This is a genomic window from Halovalidus salilacus (assembly GCF_031852275.1).
GTDB classification, from domain to species: domain Archaea; phylum Halobacteriota; class Halobacteria; order Halobacteriales; family Natrialbaceae; genus Halovalidus; species Halovalidus salilacus.
The window spans coordinates 2,413,717-2,431,975 of sequence record NZ_CP134700.1 but is presented as its reverse complement, the minus strand read 5'-3'; the positions used below and the strand labels follow the sequence as shown (position 1 = coordinate 2,431,975).

Here is an 18,259-nt window from a genome sequence, read left to right as displayed (position 1 = left end):
GGCACTTGTCGATCAGGGGGGGTTGCGGATACCAGAGGACCGGGATACGTCAATTACACCTCGATTACCTGGACGAAATTACTGGCTTGAAGAAGGAATGAGTTCCCTCACCAAGGGACTACGATTGGCTTTCTTAGAACAATCCTTACAGAGGTATACAATAACTGTAGCATTACTCTGGTGATTTATTACCATACGTTTGCCCCCAGAGTCGCTACACCGATGACATTTCATGAAGTATTTACGGTACGAGAGGTATTAATACAATCTGTTAGGGATAGTATATTTCCCGTCATGCTGATCTGATGCTCTGTATCTCGCACGGTATTCATATCACCTTCTGAGGGGTTCAACAGAGCCTCGCGACCCTAGACGGTGTCGGCGCTCGCGGTCGATCAGCCCCAGATCTGGCGGAACGGGCTCTCGAGTGCTCACGGGTCCGTCGCACGGACGTCGTGTCGTAGGGAATCGACCGCAAGTCGAACGAGCCGTCCCCGAAAACGGCGTAGCGAGCGCAATCCACCGGCCACCCCGGTCGCTGGAGGCCCTCGCAGGAAACGAACGTTCGAGAGCACCGCGGCTTCCGACCGAAAGGCGAGTAGGGCCTCCCGCCGACGGCGTCGAACCGGGGGAGAAATATCGGAGGGCCGTCCGGGACCGGTCACGTGGCGAAAACGGAACCGGGGTGGGGCGTCCGTCGGCTCGAGTGAGGCCTCGCCGTCGTTCAGCGACCTCAGCGGACGTCGGACCAGAGCCCGGCGAACGGGTGGGCCGTCCGTTCGACGTCGACCCGCAGGTCGTGATCGTCGTCGAGATCGATCGAGATCGCGTCGAAGTCAGCGACGTACCGCGACTTCTGGTGGCGGCCTGGACGAACTGCGGCGGCCTCGTTCACCAGGGACGCCTCCGTCAGGAGGTCGACCTTCCGGTAGGTCGTCGACGTCGGGAGGTCCGTCGCCTCCGCGATTTCGGGGACGGTCATCGGTTCCTCGAGCACCGAGATGATTCGTCGGCAGGCCTCGTCGTCGAGGACCCGGACGATCCGTGCGAGATCCGGCGACTCCTCCGACGGCGAGAACTCGAGTGGCATGAGTGACGGTCAGTTTAGAGCGGAACGTAAAGACACGTTTGGTACGATTACCGTAACCGTCCGTGAGCGATCGCGGGTTCGCGTTCCGATGGTATAACTACCCTCGCGGGCGTCGTCGCAGTCGATGACCGACGAGCAGGATTCCGAGTCGACGCTCGAGAACACGCCCGGGCGGGGGCGGACCCCCGAGGCGGAACCGATCGAACCGCGCGCGCCGGAGGAGTTCGGCCTCGTGCAGGTGTGGTGGGGCGACGGCAAGGGCAAGACGACGGCGACCCTCGGCATGGGGATGCGAGCGGCGGGCCACGGCTACCGCGTCCACCTGCTCCAGTTCATGAAAGGCGGCGCCTCGAGCGTTCGCCCCGTCCGCGGCGAGTACAACGCCATCGCGGCGCTCCCGGGGATCACCTACGAGAACCTCGGCCACTACGGCTGGCACGGCATGCCCGACGGCAGCGACGAGGAGCGCCACCGCGCGCAGGCCCGGGCCGGCCTCGAGCGCACGCGGGACCTCCTCGAAGCGGCGCGCGCGGCCGACCTCTCCGAACCGATCGACCTCGAGGCCCCGCCGGAGGCGGGCGTCCACATGCTGATCCTCGACGAGGTGCTCTACGCCGCCGACCGCGGGCTGATCGGCGAGGACGACGTCCTCGCCCTGATCGACGAGAAGCCCGACTCCCTCGAACTCGTCCTGTCGGGGAGCCACGCGGAGCCGACGTATCTGCTCGAGCGCGCGGATCTCGTCACGGAGGTGCGCAAAGTCAAACACCCGATCGAGGCGGGCCAGCGGGCGCGGCAGGGGACGGAGTACTGAGGGCATCACGCGTCCGGACGCCGGCACTACCGTCGAACCGTACGCCCGGCGAAACGAACCGTACGCCTGGTGAACGAACCGTATGCTCGCCGGAGGAACCGTCGTATCGGGACCCACGCCACGGCGAGACGCCCACCGAGGGCCGCTTCGTCACCGAGCCACGGGCGTCTACCGCACAGTTAATATCAGGTAGTTACAACGTCAGCACGGTTGAAATTCGATGGCTGCTATTCGGGTCGAGGGTCTCGAGAAGTCGTACGGGTCGGTCGACGCCGTCGACGGGATGCGGTTCGCCGTCGAGCGGGGTGAACTGTTCGGCTTCCTGGGACCGAACGGCGCGGGGAAGACGACGACGATCCGGGCGCTCACGGGACAGATCGTCCCGGACGCCGGGACCGTCGAGGTGCTGGGGACGGATCCGACCGAGTCCCCGCTGGAGACGCGCGGGCTGGTCGGCATCCTCCCCGAGCAGGGGTCACCCCCGAGCTTTCTCACGCCGACGGAGTACCTGCGGTTCGTCGGCGAGGTGCGGGGCCTCGAGCCGTCGACCGTCGAGGAGCGGACGGCGACCTGGGCCGAGCGCCTGGGATTCGAGCGCACACTCGAGACGCTGCACGCGGACCTCTCGCGGGGCCAACAGCAGAAGGTGATGATCGCCCAGGCGTTCCTCCACGAACCGGAGGTAGTCTTCATCGACGAACCGCTCGCGAACCTGGATCCGCTGGTCCAGGAGCGGGTCAAGCGGTTCCTCGTGGCGTACGCCGCCGAGGGGAACGCGGTCTTCGCTTCGACGCACAACATCGACGTGGCGGAGTCGATCTGCACCCGCGTCGGCATCGTCGCCGACGGGCGGATCGTGGCCGAACGCACCCTCGCGAGGGACGTGGACGAGAGCGCCGACGGCGCGACGGAATCGGACGACAGGGGTGACTCGGCCGGCCGGAACGAATCGACCGAACCGCTCCTCGAGACGTTCCTCGAGCGGGTGAGCGAGGCGGAGGCGCGTGACCTCCCCTCGATCGGATCAGGGCGGGCCTGAGACGATGGGTTCGACGGATCGACCCCGGACGCGAACCCGGACGGTCCCGCTGCGGACGCTGTTCCCCGTGCTTCTTCGCGAGGAGTGGCGGTTGCACACGAACCTGTTCGGCGGCTGGCGGTTCGCGCTCTTCCCGCTGCTGATCGCGGGACTCACCGCCGGCGCCGGCGTCGCCCTGGCCGCAACCGGGACGTCCTCCGGGTCGGTGATCGCCGGCGTCCACGCGCTCGCGCTCGTATTCGGACTCTACAGCGGCACGGCCGCCTTCGCGGGATCAGATATGCTCGAGAGCGTCTTCGGGCGCCTCTCGTTCGTCCTCTCGAGCGCGTCGACGCTGCCGCTGTCCCGGCGGCGCCTGCTCGGAGTCTTCCTCCTGAAGGACGCCCTCTTCTACGGCGTCGTCTTCGTCCTGCCGATGGCGCTCGGGGTGGCGCCGCTCCTGGAGGACGGGTTGTCGGCGTCGATCCTCCCGTCGATCACTGCGGTATGGCTCTCGCTGTGCCTGACGTTCGCGGCAGGGATGGCGGCCACCGTCGCGCTGATCGCCTTCCGGACGCGCGGGGCGCCGACGTCGCTGCTGGGGGCGGGCGTCGGCGCGCTCGCTTTCGTCGGGTGGACGACCCCGGTCGGCGAGTACCTCGGGACCGTCCTCGTCCCGCTCGAGGGGACGCTCGCGTCCGCCGGCGGACTCGCCTTCGCGACGCTCGCCCTGGCCGCGGGATCGATCGCGGCGTACGACCCGACCTACGCCAAACCCGCTCGGACCGCGAGCGACCGGTTCGTCGGCCTCACCGACGCGCTGTCGACGGGCGGTGGGCGGCCTCGAGCGAGCGACGGTGGTGGGAACGCGAGGACGGGCCTCGTCGCCAAGACGCTGCTCGACCTCGCGCGGTCGTCGGGCGGAGTCGTCAAACCGTTCGTCTCCGTCGCCGTCCTCTTCGGCCTCGTGGCCGCGCTCGTGGGCGTCGTCACCGAGATCACCGGCCTCGAGCCCGCCCCGGGGATCTTCTTCGGCGGGGTCCTCGGCCTGAGCGCCTTCACGACCTACAACTGGCTCACGCAGTTCGACTCGGTCGAGGAGTACCTCGTCTACCCCGTTTCGGTCGAGGACGTCTTCCGCGCGAAGCGGACCGCCTTCCTCCTGGTCGGCGCGCCGACGGTCGCCCTCCCCTACCTCGCCGCGCTCGTCTGGCTCGAGGCGACGTTCCTCGACGCGCTCGCCGGAGCCGCCCTCCTCGTGGGGTACGGATTGTACTACTACGCGCTCACCGTGTACATCGCCGGCTTCGACCCCAACGAGTTCCTCTTCGACACCGTCCGGTTCGCCACCTTCACGGTCGGCGTCGCCGTCGCCCTCGTCCCGCCGCTGGTCGCCGGCTTCGTCGTCGTCCCCCCGTCGGCCCCGGTCGCCGGCGCGGTCGCGCTGGGCGGGATCGGGTTCGGTGCGATCGGCGCCGTCCTCTCGAGTCGGGCCGGGCCGCGCTGGGAGCGTCGCTACCGTGAGGGATAGGTTGCCGACGACCCGACCTCAGAAGGGAACGTCCGGCGGAACCGAGTCGTCGAGCGAGCGCCGTCCGCCGACGCCATCGAGGCCCGTACTCACGTCGACGCGGTCGATCCCGTCCACCTCGGCCGGGAGGCGTTGCTGGATCGCCTCCGTCGTGATCGGACTGATACCGCACCCGCTACAGGCGCCGGTGAGGGCGATCGAGACGCGGGCCTCCTCGAGGTCGACCTCGAGGATCGACGACTCGCCGCCGTGTGCCTCGATCTGGGGAAAGTTGCGTCGCAGGAACAGGGCGACCTGCTCGCGGACGGCGTCTTCGGCCGACCGGTCCGGATCGGATTCGCTCATGCGGATCGAGAGGAACCGAACGCGTATAGCCCTATCCACCCGCGCTTCGTCGGTCGATATCGATCGTTAGTCGGCGTTCGCGCCGTCTCGCAGGTCGAGTCGATCACCGCCGATCCCGTTCGGCCGCCGTCGACCGATAGGACGATACCGAACCGCGCCGAGGGTAGTGCCAACGCGGATGACCAGAACGATCCTCGTCGCGGGAACCGCGAGCCACGTCGGCAAGTCGACGGTCGCGGCCGGCCTCTGTCGACTGCTCGCCGACCGGGGCGTCTCGGTCGCCCCCTTCAAGGCGCAGAACATGAGCAACAACGCGCGGGTCGTGGTCCGGCCGGACGCGGGTTCGGCCGACGGCGGCGGAGAACTCGAGGACCCGTCGGACCCCGACGATCGCTGGGGCGAGATCGGGGTCTCCCAGTTCGTCCAGGCCCGGGCCGCCCGCGTCACCCCCACCACGGACTGCAATCCCGTCCTGCTCAAACCCCGCGGCGACGGCGAGAGCCAGCTCGTCGTCCAGGGGCGCGCGCTCGAGCACCTCTCGGCTGGCGAGTACTACGAGGAGTACTGGACCGAGGCGCGAGCGGCCGCCGCGGAGTCCTACCGGCGGCTCGCCGCGGACCACGACGTGGTCGTCGCCGAGGGCGCGGGATCCATCGCGGAGATCAACCTCCACGACCGCGACCTCGCCAACGTCGAGACGGCCCGCTTCGGCGACGCGGACATCCTGCTGCTCGTCGACATCGAGCGCGGCGGGGCGTTCGCGAGCCTCTACGGGACGATCGAGTTGCTTCCCGAGGAGTTACGCACGCGCGTCGCGGGCGCGGTCATCACGAAGTTCAGGGGCGACGCCTCCCTGCTCGAGCCCGGCATCGAGGAGATCGAGTCGCGGACGGGCGTCCCGATCCTCGGCGTGGTGCCGTACGACGACCCGGGCCTCCCGGAGGAGGACAGCGTCGGCCTTCCGGCGACGGGTGAGCGCGCCACGGTCGGGGACGACGACGGCGTCCCGCCGGACGAGCGGCTCACGATCGCCGTCCCGCGACTGCCAAGGCTCTCGAACGCGACGGATATCGAGGCGCTGGCGATGGAACCCGGCGTGTCCGTCGAGTACGTCCCCGTCGAGAGCGGCGGAGACGGCGACGGCGACGACGGCGGCCCCGCCGACGGCCCGACCCTCGAGTCGGCCGACGCGGTCGTCATCCCGGGTACGAAGAACACGGTCGACGACCTCCTCGCGCTGCGCGAGGCGGGCTATCGCGAGGCGCTCGCGGCGTTCGACGGGCCGATCGTCGGCATCTGTGGCGGCTACCAGCTGCTCGGCGAGCGGATCACGAACGCCGCGCTCGAGGGGACCGGCGGGGAATCCGTCGTCGAGGGCCTCGGCCTCCTCCCCGTCGAGACGCGCTTCGAGCGAGACAAGCGCGTCGAGCGGACGACGGTGTCGGTCGACGGCGAGGCGACGGCGCTGCTCGCCGGCGCGGACGGGACGGCGTCGGGCTACGAGATCCACGCCGGGCGGACGCGGGTGATCAGGGGCCGGGACGCCGTAATGCACGGGGACGAAGAAAGGAACCCGAGCGCGGACGGCGTGACCAGACCGCTCGGCGCCTCGAGCGCCGCCTGGGGGAACGTCCTCGGCACCTACCTCCACGGGCTGTTCGAGAACGAGGGCGTCCGGCGGGCGTTCCTCGAGGCTGTTGCCGAGTCGGCGGGCGTCGCCCGGCGCTCGAGCGCCGACGTCGACTCCGCGTCCGGATCGGAGACGAACGTGGCGATCACGGCGACGGCGGACGCCTACGACCGGGCCGCGGCGCTCGTCCGCGAGTACGTCGACCTCGAGGCGCTCGGAGAGCCGTTCGCCGACCGGTAGCCGAGCCGTTCGCCGACCGGTAGTCGAGCCGGCGACGACGGTCTCGAGTCGGCCCCGACGGGATCAGGACCGCCAGTACGACGGCGTCAGGATGACGAGCACCGAGAGGATCTCGAGCCGGCCGATCCACATCAGGAACACCATGAGGAGCTTCGCGCCGTCGGAGAACGGGGCGAAGTTGGCCATCGGACCGACGAGGCCGAACCCCGGACCCACGTTGCCGAGCGTCGCCACCGCCGCGCTCATCGCCTCGAGCGCGTCCAGGTTCTCGCCCGTGTAGATCCCATCGAGAAAGAGCACCACGGTCGCGACGGCGAAGATACCGACGAACAGGCCGGTGAAGACGAACAGGCCGCCCAGCGTCTCCTCGTCGATCACCTCGCCGCCCATGCGGACGGGGCGGACGGCTTCGGGGTGGACGGTGGTGAACAGCTCCCGGCGGGTCGCCTTCGTCATCGCGTACCAGCGGATGATCTTGATCGATCCGGCCGCGGAGCCGGCGGAGCCGCCGAGGAACATCGCGAACAGGAGGATCACCTTCGCGGGCTGGCTCCACGCGGCGAAGTCCGTGCTGGCGTACCCGGTCGTCGTCACGATGGACGCGGCCTGAAACAGCGCCTGGCGCAGCGAGTTCTCGAGGTCGCCGGCGAGGAAATCAGCGACGTCGGCGGCCGGTTCGAACCCGTGGCCGAGGTAGAGGAGACCGGCCAGCAGTCCGCCCACGGCGAAAAACGCGAGGAGGTACGAGCGGAACTCCGCGTTGCGGGTCAGGCGGTTCGGCCGCCCCTTCGTCACGTGCCACAGCAGGGCGAAGTTCGTCCCGGCGACGAGCATGAACGGGATCATCACCCACTGGATCGCCGGTGAGAACGCTTCGACGCTGCGTCCTTCGGGCGAGAATCCGCCGGTCGGGAGGGTCGTGAGCGCGTGGGCGACCGCGTTGTAAAGGGTCATCTCGTCGGCCTGGCCGACGAGGTGCAACCCGTAGTAGACCGCGACCGCGAGCGCCGTCAGGGCGATGTAGATCGTCCACAGCGCCTGAGCCGTCTCGCGGATGTGCGGCGTGAGTTTCTCGATCGAGATGCCGGGTGCCTCCTCGCGCATCAACTGTGCGCCGCCGACGGAGAGTTCGGGGAGGATCGCGACCATCAGGACGATGATCCCGAGCCCGCCGAGCCACTGGCTGAGCTGGCGCCACATGAGCAGCGACCGCGGGTGGGCGTCGGTCGAGATCTCCGCGAAGACGGTCGCGCCGGTCGTCGTGAAACCGCTCATGCTCTCGAAGAGCGCGTCGACGGGCGTGGCGACCGAACCGGCCACGAGGTACGGAATCGTTCCGATGGCCGGAACGAGGAGCCACGTCAGCGCCACCATCAGGAACCCTTCGCGGTGACCCAGGTCGGGCTCCGGATCGAGTCGCTCGAGGGCGTAGCCCACCCCGATCGCGACGACGATGGTGACGGCGAACGGCGTGAGTTCTTCACCGTAGAGGATCGCGAGCGCGAGCGGGAACAGCAGCGGCAGCGAGATGTACTTGCAGACGGTTCCCACGAGGCTGCAACTCGCGCGGTAATCGACGCGGAGACGGAGGGAGCGGGTCCGATTCATGGGAAACGTGTCCGACGGCGCGGTGACGGGACCGATCCGCCGAGATCGGGCTTCGATCCGCGTCGTCTGGCACCGCGGTCGATTCGGGGGCCCGACCGGTGGTCGATCGAACTACCGGTTCGTTTCGCAGGCGGCGTGTTCGACGAGACGATCGACCGCCGGTGTTCGAGAAACCGATCGCTCGATCGGGATCCGCGCAGCGGCCGCCCTCGACCGTGTCGACGAGGGGTCGGTGCGTCTACGATCGGGTACGGTACGTTCCGAGCAACTCCTCGAGGATGATACACTCCTGATCGGTCGACTCGTAGTGGGTGTCGATGAACCGCTCTGCGGCCTCGTAGTCGCCGCGGAGGCCGTGTTTGCGGACGTTGATCACCGCGTCGAGGAAGAACGTTCCGCCGTCGGCCCCGAGCGCCCGCGCGTGAACTTCGTCGTCGATGTCCAGTTCGGCTTTGATCTCGTCGAAGTTGAACGTCTCCGCCTCGTGATCCGGGTTGATGAGCGTGAGGACGTACTCGGCGGAGAACCGATAGAACTCGGATTTGCTCTCGAACATACCGTCTTCGACGAGCGCGTCGATCTCCTCGACGACGTCGTCGGGGTACCTGACGGTATCTTTTGCCATGATCGAACAGTGTCGCGCCCTGACCCTTTACTGTTTCGGGTACGCGACGCGACGAGCGGCCTCGACGGACGGTTCGACGACGAACCGCGCCCGAACTGATTCGGTCCGTTCGCGTTCGACGACCGTCGGTCACCGCGTGCCCCGGTCACCACTCACTTCGTTGTCAGCAACTACCCAAGAATTTATTATTTATGGTGTAGAATCGGTGAACGTCATGGCAGACGAATCAGAAATTCGCGCGCAGATGATCGAGGCGTTCGAAGGCGCAGACTACCCGATTTCGAGCCCCATGGACCTCGTGCCGGCGCTCCCGAACGGGCCCGCAACGAAGTTCGAGTCGGGGGACTTCTCGATGACGGCGATGGAACTGAACACGAAGACGTCCGGCGGCGATTTCCCCTACGAGAACGTCGAGGCCTTCGTCGACGACATCATCGCCGACCTGAAAGACCAGGGCGAGCTCTGAGCGCCGCGGGACGGCTCCGCCCGGATCGGCAGGGCCGTCGCCGCCCGCTCGACATCTCGCACCGTGCCCCGTCGAACGCCTCGAGGACCCGCTGCGGTCGTTCTCGATCGCTACGGTAATCGCTATCAGCGATGCGGCGTGATGGTCGCCGATAGCGGGTGGGATCGCTACGCTTTTTACCCGAAGTCATCAATGAACTACCATAACGGCCGCGATACGGACCGATCGCCGAATCGCGGAACGTGGGACGTAATGGGAGGGCACACGCCGGACGATTCACCGAACGGGGCGCGTCGATACGGGGTCGTACTCGTCACGGACGACGACTCGAGCGACCTCCAGCGGCGGCTTCGCGACCACGAACGAATCCACCTTTCGGGAGCCGTTTACCCCGACGCCGTCGACTCGATTCTCGAGACCGCCCGTCCGAGCGCCGCGGTGATCGACCTCGCCGACCCGGAGGCGACGGGAGCGACCCTCGAACTGATTCGCGACCGGGACTCGTCCGCGAAGACGGTCGTGAGCCCCCGCCCCGACTGCGGCGGCGAGCGCCACGCGACGGTCGCCCTCAGGGCGAACGCGACCGACTACGTTCCCCCGGAGGGGAACGACGACCATGACCGCACCGAGCGGGTGCTGTCGGCGCTCGAGGCCGCGCTCGAAGACGAACCTGGCGGGGGCGCTGGCGTTCGGGCGAACCCGGAGACGCAATCGGCACCGGAAGCAGGATCGGCACCGGAAGAGGGATCGGCATCGGAAGCGGAAGCAACAGCGGAACCCGAGGAGCGCGACCGAGGGGAGCGACCGACCCCGAGCGGTGACTACCACCGCGTGCTCGCGAACGCGCTCCCCGACGAGGGGTTCGTCATCGACGAAGACGGCACCTACCTCGAGGTGCGGACCCGGCCCGAATCCGGCGACCTCTACACCGTCTCGGCCGACGACCTGGTCGGAACGACCCTCTTCGACGCGTTTCCGGACGACCTCGCTGCGGAGTTGCAAGCGTGCGTCGATCGCACCCTCGAGACGGGCGACGTCCAGATGTGCGAGTACGAGGCGCTGACCACGGACGGGCGCCGACAGTTCGAGGCCCGCGTCGTTCCGATCGACGGGCGACTCGGAGGCAAGCGGGCCGTCGTCTGGCTCGCGCGGGACGTCACCGAGCGGGTGAAACGAGAGCGCGAACTGCGCCGCCGACGGGACCGTCTCGAGACGCTGGATCGGATCAACGCCGTCGTCCGGCGGGTGATCCGGACGCTCGTGGAGGCGCCGACGCGGACCGCGATCGAACGGGAGGTGTGCGAACAGCTCGTCGAGTCCGACCTGTACGCCTGCGCCTGGATCGGCGAACCGACCGGCGACGAGGCGGTTTCGTACCGAACCGGGGCCGCCGAATCGGAGCGGATCCTCGACCGGTTCAGCGTCGATTCCGTCGGGAGCGTACTCCCCATCGCGTGCGCGGTCGAGTCGGGCGAGATCCAGACCTCCGAGGAGTTTCCGACCGACTCGATCCGCCTCGACCGGGAGGACGCGGTAGACGACCCCGAGGTCCGGTCGGCGATCGCCGTCCCGCTGGCACACGACGAGGTCGTCTACGGTGTGCTCGTCGTCTTCGCCAGCCGAAACGACGCGTTCCGGTCGCGCGAGCGCGAGAGCTTCCGCCTGCTCGGCGAGACGATCGGCTTCGCGATCAACGCCGTGAAGAACCGTCGGCTGCTCTTTTCCGACTCGGTCGTCGAACTCGAGCTCAGGGTCGTCGGCGGCGACTCCTTCTCGTTCGACCTCACGACGTCGTACGACTGCACCTGCTCGCTCGAGTGGACCGGAACGACGGCCGAGGGGAGGACGTACCAGTACGTCACCGTCGACGGCCTCGACGGCGAGACGGTCCTCGAGGAGGCGACGGCCCACCCCTCGATCGAGGAGTGTCGCCTGATCGACGACGGAACCGATCCCCGGTGTACGATCGAGATGCGCCTCGGGAAGTCGGGCGTGCGGGCGTTGACGAACCACGGCGTGACGATCCGAGACGTGCTCGTCGAGGACGGCGTCGGGACCGCGATCGTCGAGGTTCCCCGCGACGCGGACGTCCGCGAGATCGTCGACGCCCTCGGGCGGCGCTACGAGAACACGGAACTGGTCGCCCGCCGTGAGGTCGAACGGTCGGTCCACACCGCGGCGCAGCGGCGCGATCGCATCCTGGACGCGCTCACCGAGAGACAGCTCACGACGGTACGGTTGGCCTACTACGGGGGCTACTTCGACTGGCCGCGCGGGAGCACCGGCGAGGAGATCGCCGAAACCATGGACGTCTCCCCGCCGACGATGCACCAACACCTCCGGAAGGCGCTCCAGGCGATCCTCTCCGAGTTCTTCGGGGAGGAGGACGATACCGTCACCTGACGCCGCCGACTGCCGGGCTCCGGGTCGTCCGACGAGCCGCTACCGCTCGAATCGCACCTACCCTGGCGTCGAATCGCCGATAGCGGGTCAGAAACGGGGTAACGCGAGGAGGTGGGGTCGAACGGTGGTTCGCGCTTCCAACGGCTGTTCGCCGTCGAAGCGTCCCCGACGTTGGTTCGAAACGAGTACGGTCCCCAAGCGGCAGTTCGGTACGACGTAGTCCGACCGGTGCCGGAATCGGGCACCGGCGGAGCGCGAAAATCTCCTCGCCAGGGCGAGTGTATCCGCAGCGTGAGAGTCTCGGAATCGTAAAGGTCGCGCATGTTAACCCGAGCGACGAACCGGGAGGGGACGGATCGCTCGAACGGGTATCAGATGGTGGGCGACGACGCGAACGACGCGGACCGATCGGGGGGCGACGAACGAGGTGTGTCCGACGACTGCGACGCCGTCGACGCCGTCGAACCGACCGGGTCGGCCGCGGACCGACGCGTCGAGACGGTGTACGAGGCCTCCGACGGCTGGTACTACACGGCCTGGCAGCTCGAGCGCCGGCTTCGGACCGGGGAGTGGCGTCGAATACTCTCCGACCGAACGGCGGACCGTCACCTGGTCGAAACGATCGACGGCGAGTCGCTGTTTCTCGTTCCGATCGGCGTCGACTCCCTCCCCGGCTGGGCCGAGGTACGCCTCGAGCGCGTCGGCGCTCGGATCGTGGATCGACGCCGATCCGTCCCGGAACGGTAACGGCCGGGTCGTCTCGAAGGGGAACCGTCGCGTTCGTTCGACTCCGGCGGGCGCTCGAGGCAGCAGTGGTCCGTCGACGGATCCGGGTGTGCTCCCCGCGGCGCCGAGGCGTCGCACATAACGCCCGCTCATGTGAAGCGATAGCAACAGGGCGGAGACGTCCGATTGGCGGACGTGAAGCGACGGGTGTTTCTCGGCGCGGTCGGGTCGCTCGGATCGCTGAGCGCCCTCGGGTACGCGACGCGACCCTCCGTCGAGCGACTCGAGGTTCGCTACTGGCTCACCGAGACGGCCGCGCGTTACGACGTCGCGGGCCGGGTCGACCCCTACCTGGAGGCGGCCTTCGATCTCGAGGGAAGGGGCGTCGACGTGTCGTACGGCGGCGAGGTCTCGACGTCGACCGAGGACGGTGCCGCGGTCACGCGCGGGGGAGAGTGGCCGCGTCGAGTCACCGCCGGTGCGGTCCGCGACGACGGGATCGATCCCGTCTCCGACGCGAACCTGTTGATCACGGACGGGCAGACCGACCGAACGCCGACGGGGTACGGCATCCCCCACGTGGCCTCCGTCGGCGGCGCGAGCCGCCTCGCCGAGCTCGAACCGGTTCCATCGCCACCCGAGGTGGTCCCGTACTCGCCCGCCTCCTGGGCCGTGCAGGTGGCCATCCACGAGGTCGGGCACTCGCTGGGGTTGACCCACGACCACGGGCACGCCGTCCGCTCGGGCGACGCCGTGGTGACGACGCCGATGCTCAGTTCGTACGCGTGGGACCCCGAGTTCGAGATCGACGGTGGTCGAACGTCGTGCGGGTCGTCCCCGGTTCCGATGGCGAAACCGGAGACGATCGAACTGCAACTCACGTTCTCGTCCTGCGCGAAGCGCGAACTCGAGGCGTACGACGGCGGGTTCACGCCGCGAGTTCGGCGGCGGACGGGGCCGGATCTGCGAGGTTAGAGAGAATCGGCGCGATCGCTCCCCGGACGCTTCCGGTGGCGGCGAATGATCGAATGCGACAGACAACCGACGAGCGGCGTCCCCCTCCGTTCCTCCGTTCGGGGCCGGCGTTCAGTTGTCGACGTCCTCGGACTCCTCTTCGCCGCGGGCGAAACTGGCCTGCGACTCGCCGTCGCCTCCGGTTCCCGGGTTCGGCCCCTCGATCAGGGCTTCGAAGTCGTCGACCTCGTCGTACTGGTCCTGGTAGACCAACGCCGCCTTTCCGAGCGACGTGATCTCGTAGAGGCCGGACCGTTCGGCGGGACCGATCTTCCGGACGAGACCGTAGTCTTCGAGTACCGGTAATCGCGTGTTGATGTTCTTTCGGCTCTTACCCGTGTGCGCTGCGAGGTTGGTCGCCACGTTTCGCCCATTGTCCTCGAGAGCCTCGAGGATCAGGAAGTCGGTGGGTTGTCTGAGCTTCACGTGTGGTTCACTCTCATCACGTCTCTATATTTCCAGTGGTAACTAATACTTTCGGCTTATCCGCACTGGTTACCAGTAGCTATGGCACCGGACAACTAACCGTGTGTAGGGTCGTCGTACGGCGGTAAGAAGTACTTTACCGCGACGGCGTCCGCTCGTTCACCCGCCCGGGGACGGCCGATCCTCGACCACCGATCGGCGGTCGAGGCGCCGGTATCGTCAAGCGACGGGCGAAGCGGTTCCGGACCGGTCGAGCCGGTCGATTCCGACCTCGGCGAACCACCGCAGGAGCGAGGCGACTTCGTCGGGTGACTCCACGCGGGCCGACGCCGCGGAGGATTCGGCGCCCCCCACCCGAACCCCGAGGCCGTCCGGCTCGACCGCCTCGAACGCCGATTCGTCGGTCACGTCGTCGCCGACGTACACGGCGAACGTGTCGTCGGGCTCCGCCGCCTCGATCAACTCGACCGCGTTTCCTTTCCCCCACGGGATCGACGGCGACACCTCGAGGATGCGTTTGCCCCGAGAGCGGTCGAGCGCGTCCGAGGCGAACCGATCGACGAGGCCGCGAGCGAGGCGTCGCGCGACGGGACGGACGCGGCGGGGGACCGACCTGAAGTGGACGGTGCCGGTCAACCGCTTGTTCTGCACCCAGGCGTTCGGAATCGGCTCGAGGACCGACTCGAGCGCCCAGCACAGTTCGTCGACGCGCCGGGAGCGCGTGCGTGCGATCGGATGAACAGCGACCGATCCGTCGCGGGCCAGCTCGAGGCCGTGGTTACCGGCGTACGCCGACGGACCCGCCACGCGCTCGCGAACGTCAGCGAGGCTCCGACCGCTGACGACAGCCGTCGTGACCGCCGGCGAGGCGGTGAGCTCCGCCACCGCATCGCGGTTCTCGGGCGTGATCGCCGCCTCGTCCGGATCCTCGACGATCGGCGCCAGCGTCCCGTCGTAATCGAGGCAGACGAGCAGCCGGGACGCCCCCTCGAGCGCAGCGCGAACGGAGGGAAGCACCTCGTCGATCGGGTCCGGGACCGACGCCTCGGGCTCCCTCACGCCGCGGTCGGCGACCGACGGGTCGGTGTCGCGGCGACCGGCTGATCGGGTGACACCGTCGCCGTGACGGTTGCCGTCGCCGACACCGACGCCGTCGTCGAATCCGTCGGCGCTGTCGCTCATCTCGGAACGAGTTCGGCCCTCGGTCATCGTGGCTCGTCGGCCGGTACGCCGTCGCTCGAGCGATCCCCGGCGCCCCGATTCCCGTCGGCGGACGACTCGTGACACCGCCGTAGCCACCGGAACTGGGTCTCCATCCACGCGTCGAGGTCGTCGGCGAACACCCGCTGGCGGAGCACGTTCATCCGGCGTCGCCGCTCGGCCAGGGGGGTCGAGAGCGCCCGCTCGAGCGCGGCGGCGACCTGATCGGTCGACGGCGGATCGATGCTGTAGGCGTGCGACCCGAGCGTCTCGTGCGCCCCCGCGCGGTCGCTCAGGAGCAACGCGCCGTCGCCGTCGACGCTCGAGGCGACGTACTCCTGGGCGACCAGGTTCATGCCGTCGAGCAGCGGGCTGACGATCATCACGTCCGCCCGGCGGTAGAGCGCCCCCAGCTGGGACTGGGGCAGGACGTCCTCGGTGTAGACGATCGGTCGCCACCCGTCGGTCGCGAAGCGGGCGTTGATCCGCGCCACCTCCGACCGGACGAGTTCCCCGTAGCGCTCGTAGGTCGGGATCTCCGTCCGTGACGGCGTCGCCTTCTGGACGAACGTGAACTCCTCGCGCCAGCCGGGGTTGCGCTCGAAGAACCGCTCGACCGCGGCCAGGCGCTCGGGGATCCCCTTGGTGTAATCGAGGCGGTCGACGCCGAGACCGATCACGCACCCTCGCGGCACGTCGTGGGCCTCGCGGAACTCCTCCCACTCTCCGTCGGTTTCGCGCGCACGGCGATCGAACGCGGCCGCGTCGACGCCCATCGGCTCGAAGTTGACCGCCGTTTCGCGACCGTCGTACCGGACGACTCCGCGATTCCAGTCGACGGCGGCGTCCGGAACGAATCGGTCGACGCTGCGCAAGAACGCGTCGGCGTACCGCTTCGTGTGGAAGCCGAGCAGGTCGTTGCCGAGCAGGCCCTCGAGGAGATCTCGCCCGCGGGGGAAGTGGGCGAACGTCTCCGGCGTCGGCCACGGCACGTGCCAGAACTGCGCGATCGTGGCCCCCGGAACGCGATCGCGGATGAGCGCCGACGCGAAGCCGAGGTGGTAGTCCTGGAGCCAGACCACCGAGTCCGCCGTCGCGTGGTCGGCGACCGCGTCCGCGAACTGCCGGTTGACGTCGTAGTAACGCTCGAAATCGTTCGGTCGGATTTCGACGAGGTCCGTGAACCCGTGACACAGCGGCCAGAGGACGCGGTTACTGAACCCGTAGTAGTACGAGTCGACGTCCTCGTCCGAGAGCCAGACTCGCCTGAGGGTGTACGCCTCCTCCCCCGGGGGCACCGCGACGCAGCCCCGGTCGTCGGTCACCGCGCGGTCGGCGTCGCCGTCGCCCCAGGCGACCCAGGTGCCGCTGGCGCGCCGCATCACCGGATCGAGCCCCGCCGTGAGCCCGCCGGTCGGCTCGTCGACCGTGAACTCCTCCACCGCCTCCTCGAACAGGGCGACGGACTCCGCCGACCCGGAAGCGGCAGAGCGCTCTCCGCTCGACCCGCTCGCCGGGGTGGTGCCGGATCCGTCGCCGGAGGAGTCGGTCGAACCGCCTCCGGAGTCGTACTCGTGGCGGTACGGCTGCCGGTTCGAGACCACGATCAGCGAGTCGGGACAGAACGTTTCCGCCCGCGACCGGTCGTCGGTTCGATGGGGTGGCGCGGTACCGCGTCGAAAACCGTCGCCACTCCCGTCCGTTGCGATTACCCGTTGGTCGGGAACGCGCATTCGCCAACAGGGACGCCGGGAGAACGGGTGTTATCGCGGCTTGCGATTTCAGGTGACACTAATGGATCCGGAAGAATCAGCTTCTCGTCGCGGACGCTCGAGACCGAACGTACTTGTGACGACTCGCCGAACGCCTGGTATGTCAGATCGCGAGTCGATCGACGGTGGCCCGCCGATCCCGGGTGATCCGTTCGAGGACCGAGCGGCGGCCTGTCGCCGACGCCTCGAGGCGGTCGGCGCGGACGTCGCCGTCTGCGGCCCGAGTCCGAACTTCGCGTACGCGACGGGTTTCGAGGAGGAGCCCTCGGAGCGACACCTCCTCCTCTTTCTCCCCCGCGCGGGCGACTCCGTCGTCGTCGCCCCGGCGATGTACGAGGGCGAACTCGCCGTGCGCTGGGTCGAGGACGTCAGGCACTGGGACGACGGCGACGACGTCGTCTCCCTCCTCGAGTCGGTCCTCTCTGAAGTGCTCGACCGTGACGCCGAGTCGGAAGGGGGCGGTCCGAGGGACGACGGCGGTCCGGGGGACGATCGGATTCTCGTCGACGACCGACTGTGGGCGCGGTTCACCCACGACCTCCGGTCGGTCCGTCCGGACGCCGTGTACGGCCTCGCGAGCGAGGTCTTCGAGCCGCTGCGAATCCGGAAGGACGAGCGCGAACTCGAGGCGCTCGAGCGGGCCGCGCGCCTCGCCGACCGCGTCTCGCTAGAGCTCAGGTCCCGCGGAGACGAGCTCGTCGGGACGACGGAGTCGGAACTCGCCGCCGAGATCGATCGGCTCCTCGCCGAGGGCGGGGGAACCGAACCCGCCTTCCCGACGATCGTCGCCGCCGGGCCGAACGGGGCCCGGCCCCACCACCGCGCCGGCGACCGCGAGATCGAACCCGGCGATCCGGTCGTCCTCGACTTCGGCGCGTTCGTCCCCGCCACGTACCAGACCGGGACGGGTCACTACCCGGGCGATCAGACGCGAACCGTCGTCTTCGGGGGCGACCCGCCGCCGGCGTACGAGACCGCCCACGAGGTCGTCCGCGAGGCCCAGGAGGCGGCGATCGACGCGATCGAACCCGGGGTCGCGGTCGGCGAGATCGACCGCGTCGCGCGATCGGTGATCGAGGAGGCGGGTTACGGCGACGCGTTCGTCCACCGGACCGGCCACGGCGTCGGCCTCGAGGTCCACGAAGCGCCGTACGTCGTCGAGGGGAACGACCGCGACCTCGAGCCGGGGATGGTGTTCAGCGTCGAGCCGGGGATCTACCTCGAGGGGCGCTTCGGCGTTCGGATCGAGGACCTCGTGGTGGTGACCGACGACGGGGCGCGACGGCTGAACGAGACGCCTCGCGGGTGGCGTCCGCTCTCGGACGAGTGAGCGCCGACGTACGGCGGGAGG

Annotated in this window: 16 protein-coding genes; 9 read left to right on the top strand and 7 right to left on the bottom strand. The window is 68.6% G+C overall.

Annotated elements, in window-relative coordinates:
- Nucleotides 1–733 precede the first annotated feature (733 nt).
- On the bottom strand, nt 734–1,090 hold the full coding sequence (locus RJT68_RS12040) for a helix-turn-helix domain-containing protein (protein WP_407036805.1): 357 nt from the start codon (nt 1,088–1,090) through the stop codon (nt 734–736).
- A gap of 124 nt (nt 1,091–1,214) precedes the next feature.
- On the opposite strand from RJT68_RS12040, the gene RJT68_RS12035 reads away from it, so the two are divergent.
- The 3 genes from RJT68_RS12035 to RJT68_RS12025 all read left to right on the top strand — a co-directional run bounded on the left by RJT68_RS12035 (nt 1,215) and on the right by RJT68_RS12025 (nt 4,453).
- Nucleotides 1,215–1,904 carry a cob(I)yrinic acid a,c-diamide adenosyltransferase gene (locus tag RJT68_RS12035; RefSeq protein WP_407036804.1) on the top strand — a complete coding sequence of 230 codons (690 nt, stop codon included), beginning with the start codon at nt 1,215–1,217 and terminating at the stop codon, nt 1,902–1,904.
- 220 nt (nt 1,905–2,124) lie between these two features.
- Nucleotides 2,125–2,943 carry an ABC transporter ATP-binding protein gene (locus tag RJT68_RS12030; protein WP_407036803.1) on the top strand — a complete coding sequence of 273 codons (819 nt, stop codon included), beginning with the start codon at nt 2,125–2,127 and terminating at the stop codon, nt 2,941–2,943.
- 4 nt (nt 2,944–2,947) lie between these two features.
- Nucleotides 2,948–4,453 carry a hypothetical protein gene (locus RJT68_RS12025; protein ID WP_407036802.1) on the top strand — a complete coding sequence of 502 codons (1,506 nt, stop codon included), beginning with the start codon at nt 2,948–2,950 and terminating at the stop codon, nt 4,451–4,453.
- Nucleotides 4,454–4,471: 18 nt separating this feature from the next.
- Here RJT68_RS12025 and RJT68_RS12020 read toward each other — a convergent pair whose 3' ends face one another.
- On the bottom strand, nt 4,472–4,798 hold the full coding sequence (locus tag RJT68_RS12020) for a NifU family protein (protein WP_407036801.1): 327 nt from the start codon (nt 4,796–4,798) through the stop codon (nt 4,472–4,474).
- A 178-nt stretch (nt 4,799–4,976) separates the two neighbouring features.
- On the opposite strand from RJT68_RS12020, the gene RJT68_RS12015 reads away from it, so the two are divergent.
- Nucleotides 4,977–6,668, top strand: coding sequence for a cobyric acid synthase (locus RJT68_RS12015; RefSeq protein WP_407036800.1), 1,692 nt, complete (start codon nt 4,977–4,979; stop codon nt 6,666–6,668).
- A gap of 63 nt (nt 6,669–6,731) precedes the next feature.
- Here RJT68_RS12015 and RJT68_RS12010 read toward each other — a convergent pair whose 3' ends face one another.
- Nucleotides 6,732–8,276: a TrkH family potassium uptake protein gene (locus RJT68_RS12010; protein ID WP_407036799.1), complete on the bottom strand. Its 1,545-nt coding sequence runs from the start codon at nt 8,274–8,276 to the stop codon at nt 6,732–6,734.
- Nucleotides 8,277–8,514: 238 nt separating this feature from the next.
- Nucleotides 8,515–8,901 carry a CopG family transcriptional regulator gene (locus tag RJT68_RS12005; protein WP_407036798.1) on the bottom strand — a complete coding sequence of 129 codons (387 nt, stop codon included), beginning with the start codon at nt 8,899–8,901 and terminating at the stop codon, nt 8,515–8,517.
- A gap of 214 nt (nt 8,902–9,115) precedes the next feature.
- Between RJT68_RS12005 and RJT68_RS12000 the strand changes: the two genes are divergently transcribed.
- The 4 genes from RJT68_RS12000 to RJT68_RS11985 all read left to right on the top strand — a co-directional run bounded on the left by RJT68_RS12000 (nt 9,116) and on the right by RJT68_RS11985 (nt 13,471).
- The gene (locus RJT68_RS12000; protein ID WP_407036797.1) at nt 9,116–9,367 is read left to right on the top strand and encodes an MTH865 family protein; all 252 of its coding nucleotides are present in this window, start codon (nt 9,116–9,118) and stop codon (nt 9,365–9,367) included.
- 252 nt (nt 9,368–9,619) lie between these two features.
- Nucleotides 9,620–11,770, top strand: a complete 2,151-nt coding sequence (locus RJT68_RS11995) for a bacterio-opsin activator domain-containing protein (RefSeq protein WP_407036796.1) — start codon at nt 9,620–9,622, stop codon at nt 11,768–11,770.
- Between the two features lie 321 nt (nt 11,771–12,091).
- The gene (locus RJT68_RS11990; protein WP_407036795.1) at nt 12,092–12,517 is read left to right on the top strand and encodes a hypothetical protein; all 426 of its coding nucleotides are present in this window, start codon (nt 12,092–12,094) and stop codon (nt 12,515–12,517) included.
- Nucleotides 12,518–12,691: 174 nt separating this feature from the next.
- Nucleotides 12,692–13,471: a zinc metalloprotease gene (locus tag RJT68_RS11985; protein WP_407040364.1), complete on the top strand. Its 780-nt coding sequence runs from the start codon at nt 12,692–12,694 to the stop codon at nt 13,469–13,471.
- 111 nt (nt 13,472–13,582) lie between these two features.
- On the opposite strand, the gene RJT68_RS11980 is transcribed toward RJT68_RS11985, so the two are convergent.
- The 3 genes from RJT68_RS11980 to RJT68_RS11970 all read right to left on the bottom strand — a co-directional run bounded on the left by RJT68_RS11980 (nt 13,583) and on the right by RJT68_RS11970 (nt 16,869).
- Nucleotides 13,583–13,936, bottom strand: coding sequence for a winged helix-turn-helix domain-containing protein (locus RJT68_RS11980; RefSeq protein WP_407036794.1), 354 nt, complete (start codon nt 13,934–13,936; stop codon nt 13,583–13,585).
- 219 nt (nt 13,937–14,155) lie between these two features.
- Nucleotides 14,156–15,118 (bottom strand): trehalose-phosphatase, encoded by a 963-nt coding sequence (otsB, locus tag RJT68_RS11975; RefSeq protein ID WP_407036793.1) that lies wholly within the window; start codon nt 15,116–15,118, stop codon nt 14,156–14,158.
- Nucleotides 15,119–15,141: 23 nt separating this feature from the next.
- Entirely contained in the window at nt 15,142–16,869 is a 1,728-nt protein-coding gene (locus RJT68_RS11970; RefSeq protein WP_407036792.1) for an alpha,alpha-trehalose-phosphate synthase (UDP-forming), read from the bottom strand.
- A 139-nt stretch (nt 16,870–17,008) separates the two neighbouring features.
- On the opposite strand from RJT68_RS11970, the gene RJT68_RS11965 reads away from it, so the two are divergent.
- Complete coding sequence (locus RJT68_RS11965) at nt 17,009–18,238, top strand: M24 family metallopeptidase (protein ID WP_407036791.1); 1,230 nt, start codon at nt 17,009–17,011, stop codon at nt 18,236–18,238.
- The last annotated feature ends 21 nt before the right edge of the window (nt 18,239–18,259 follow it).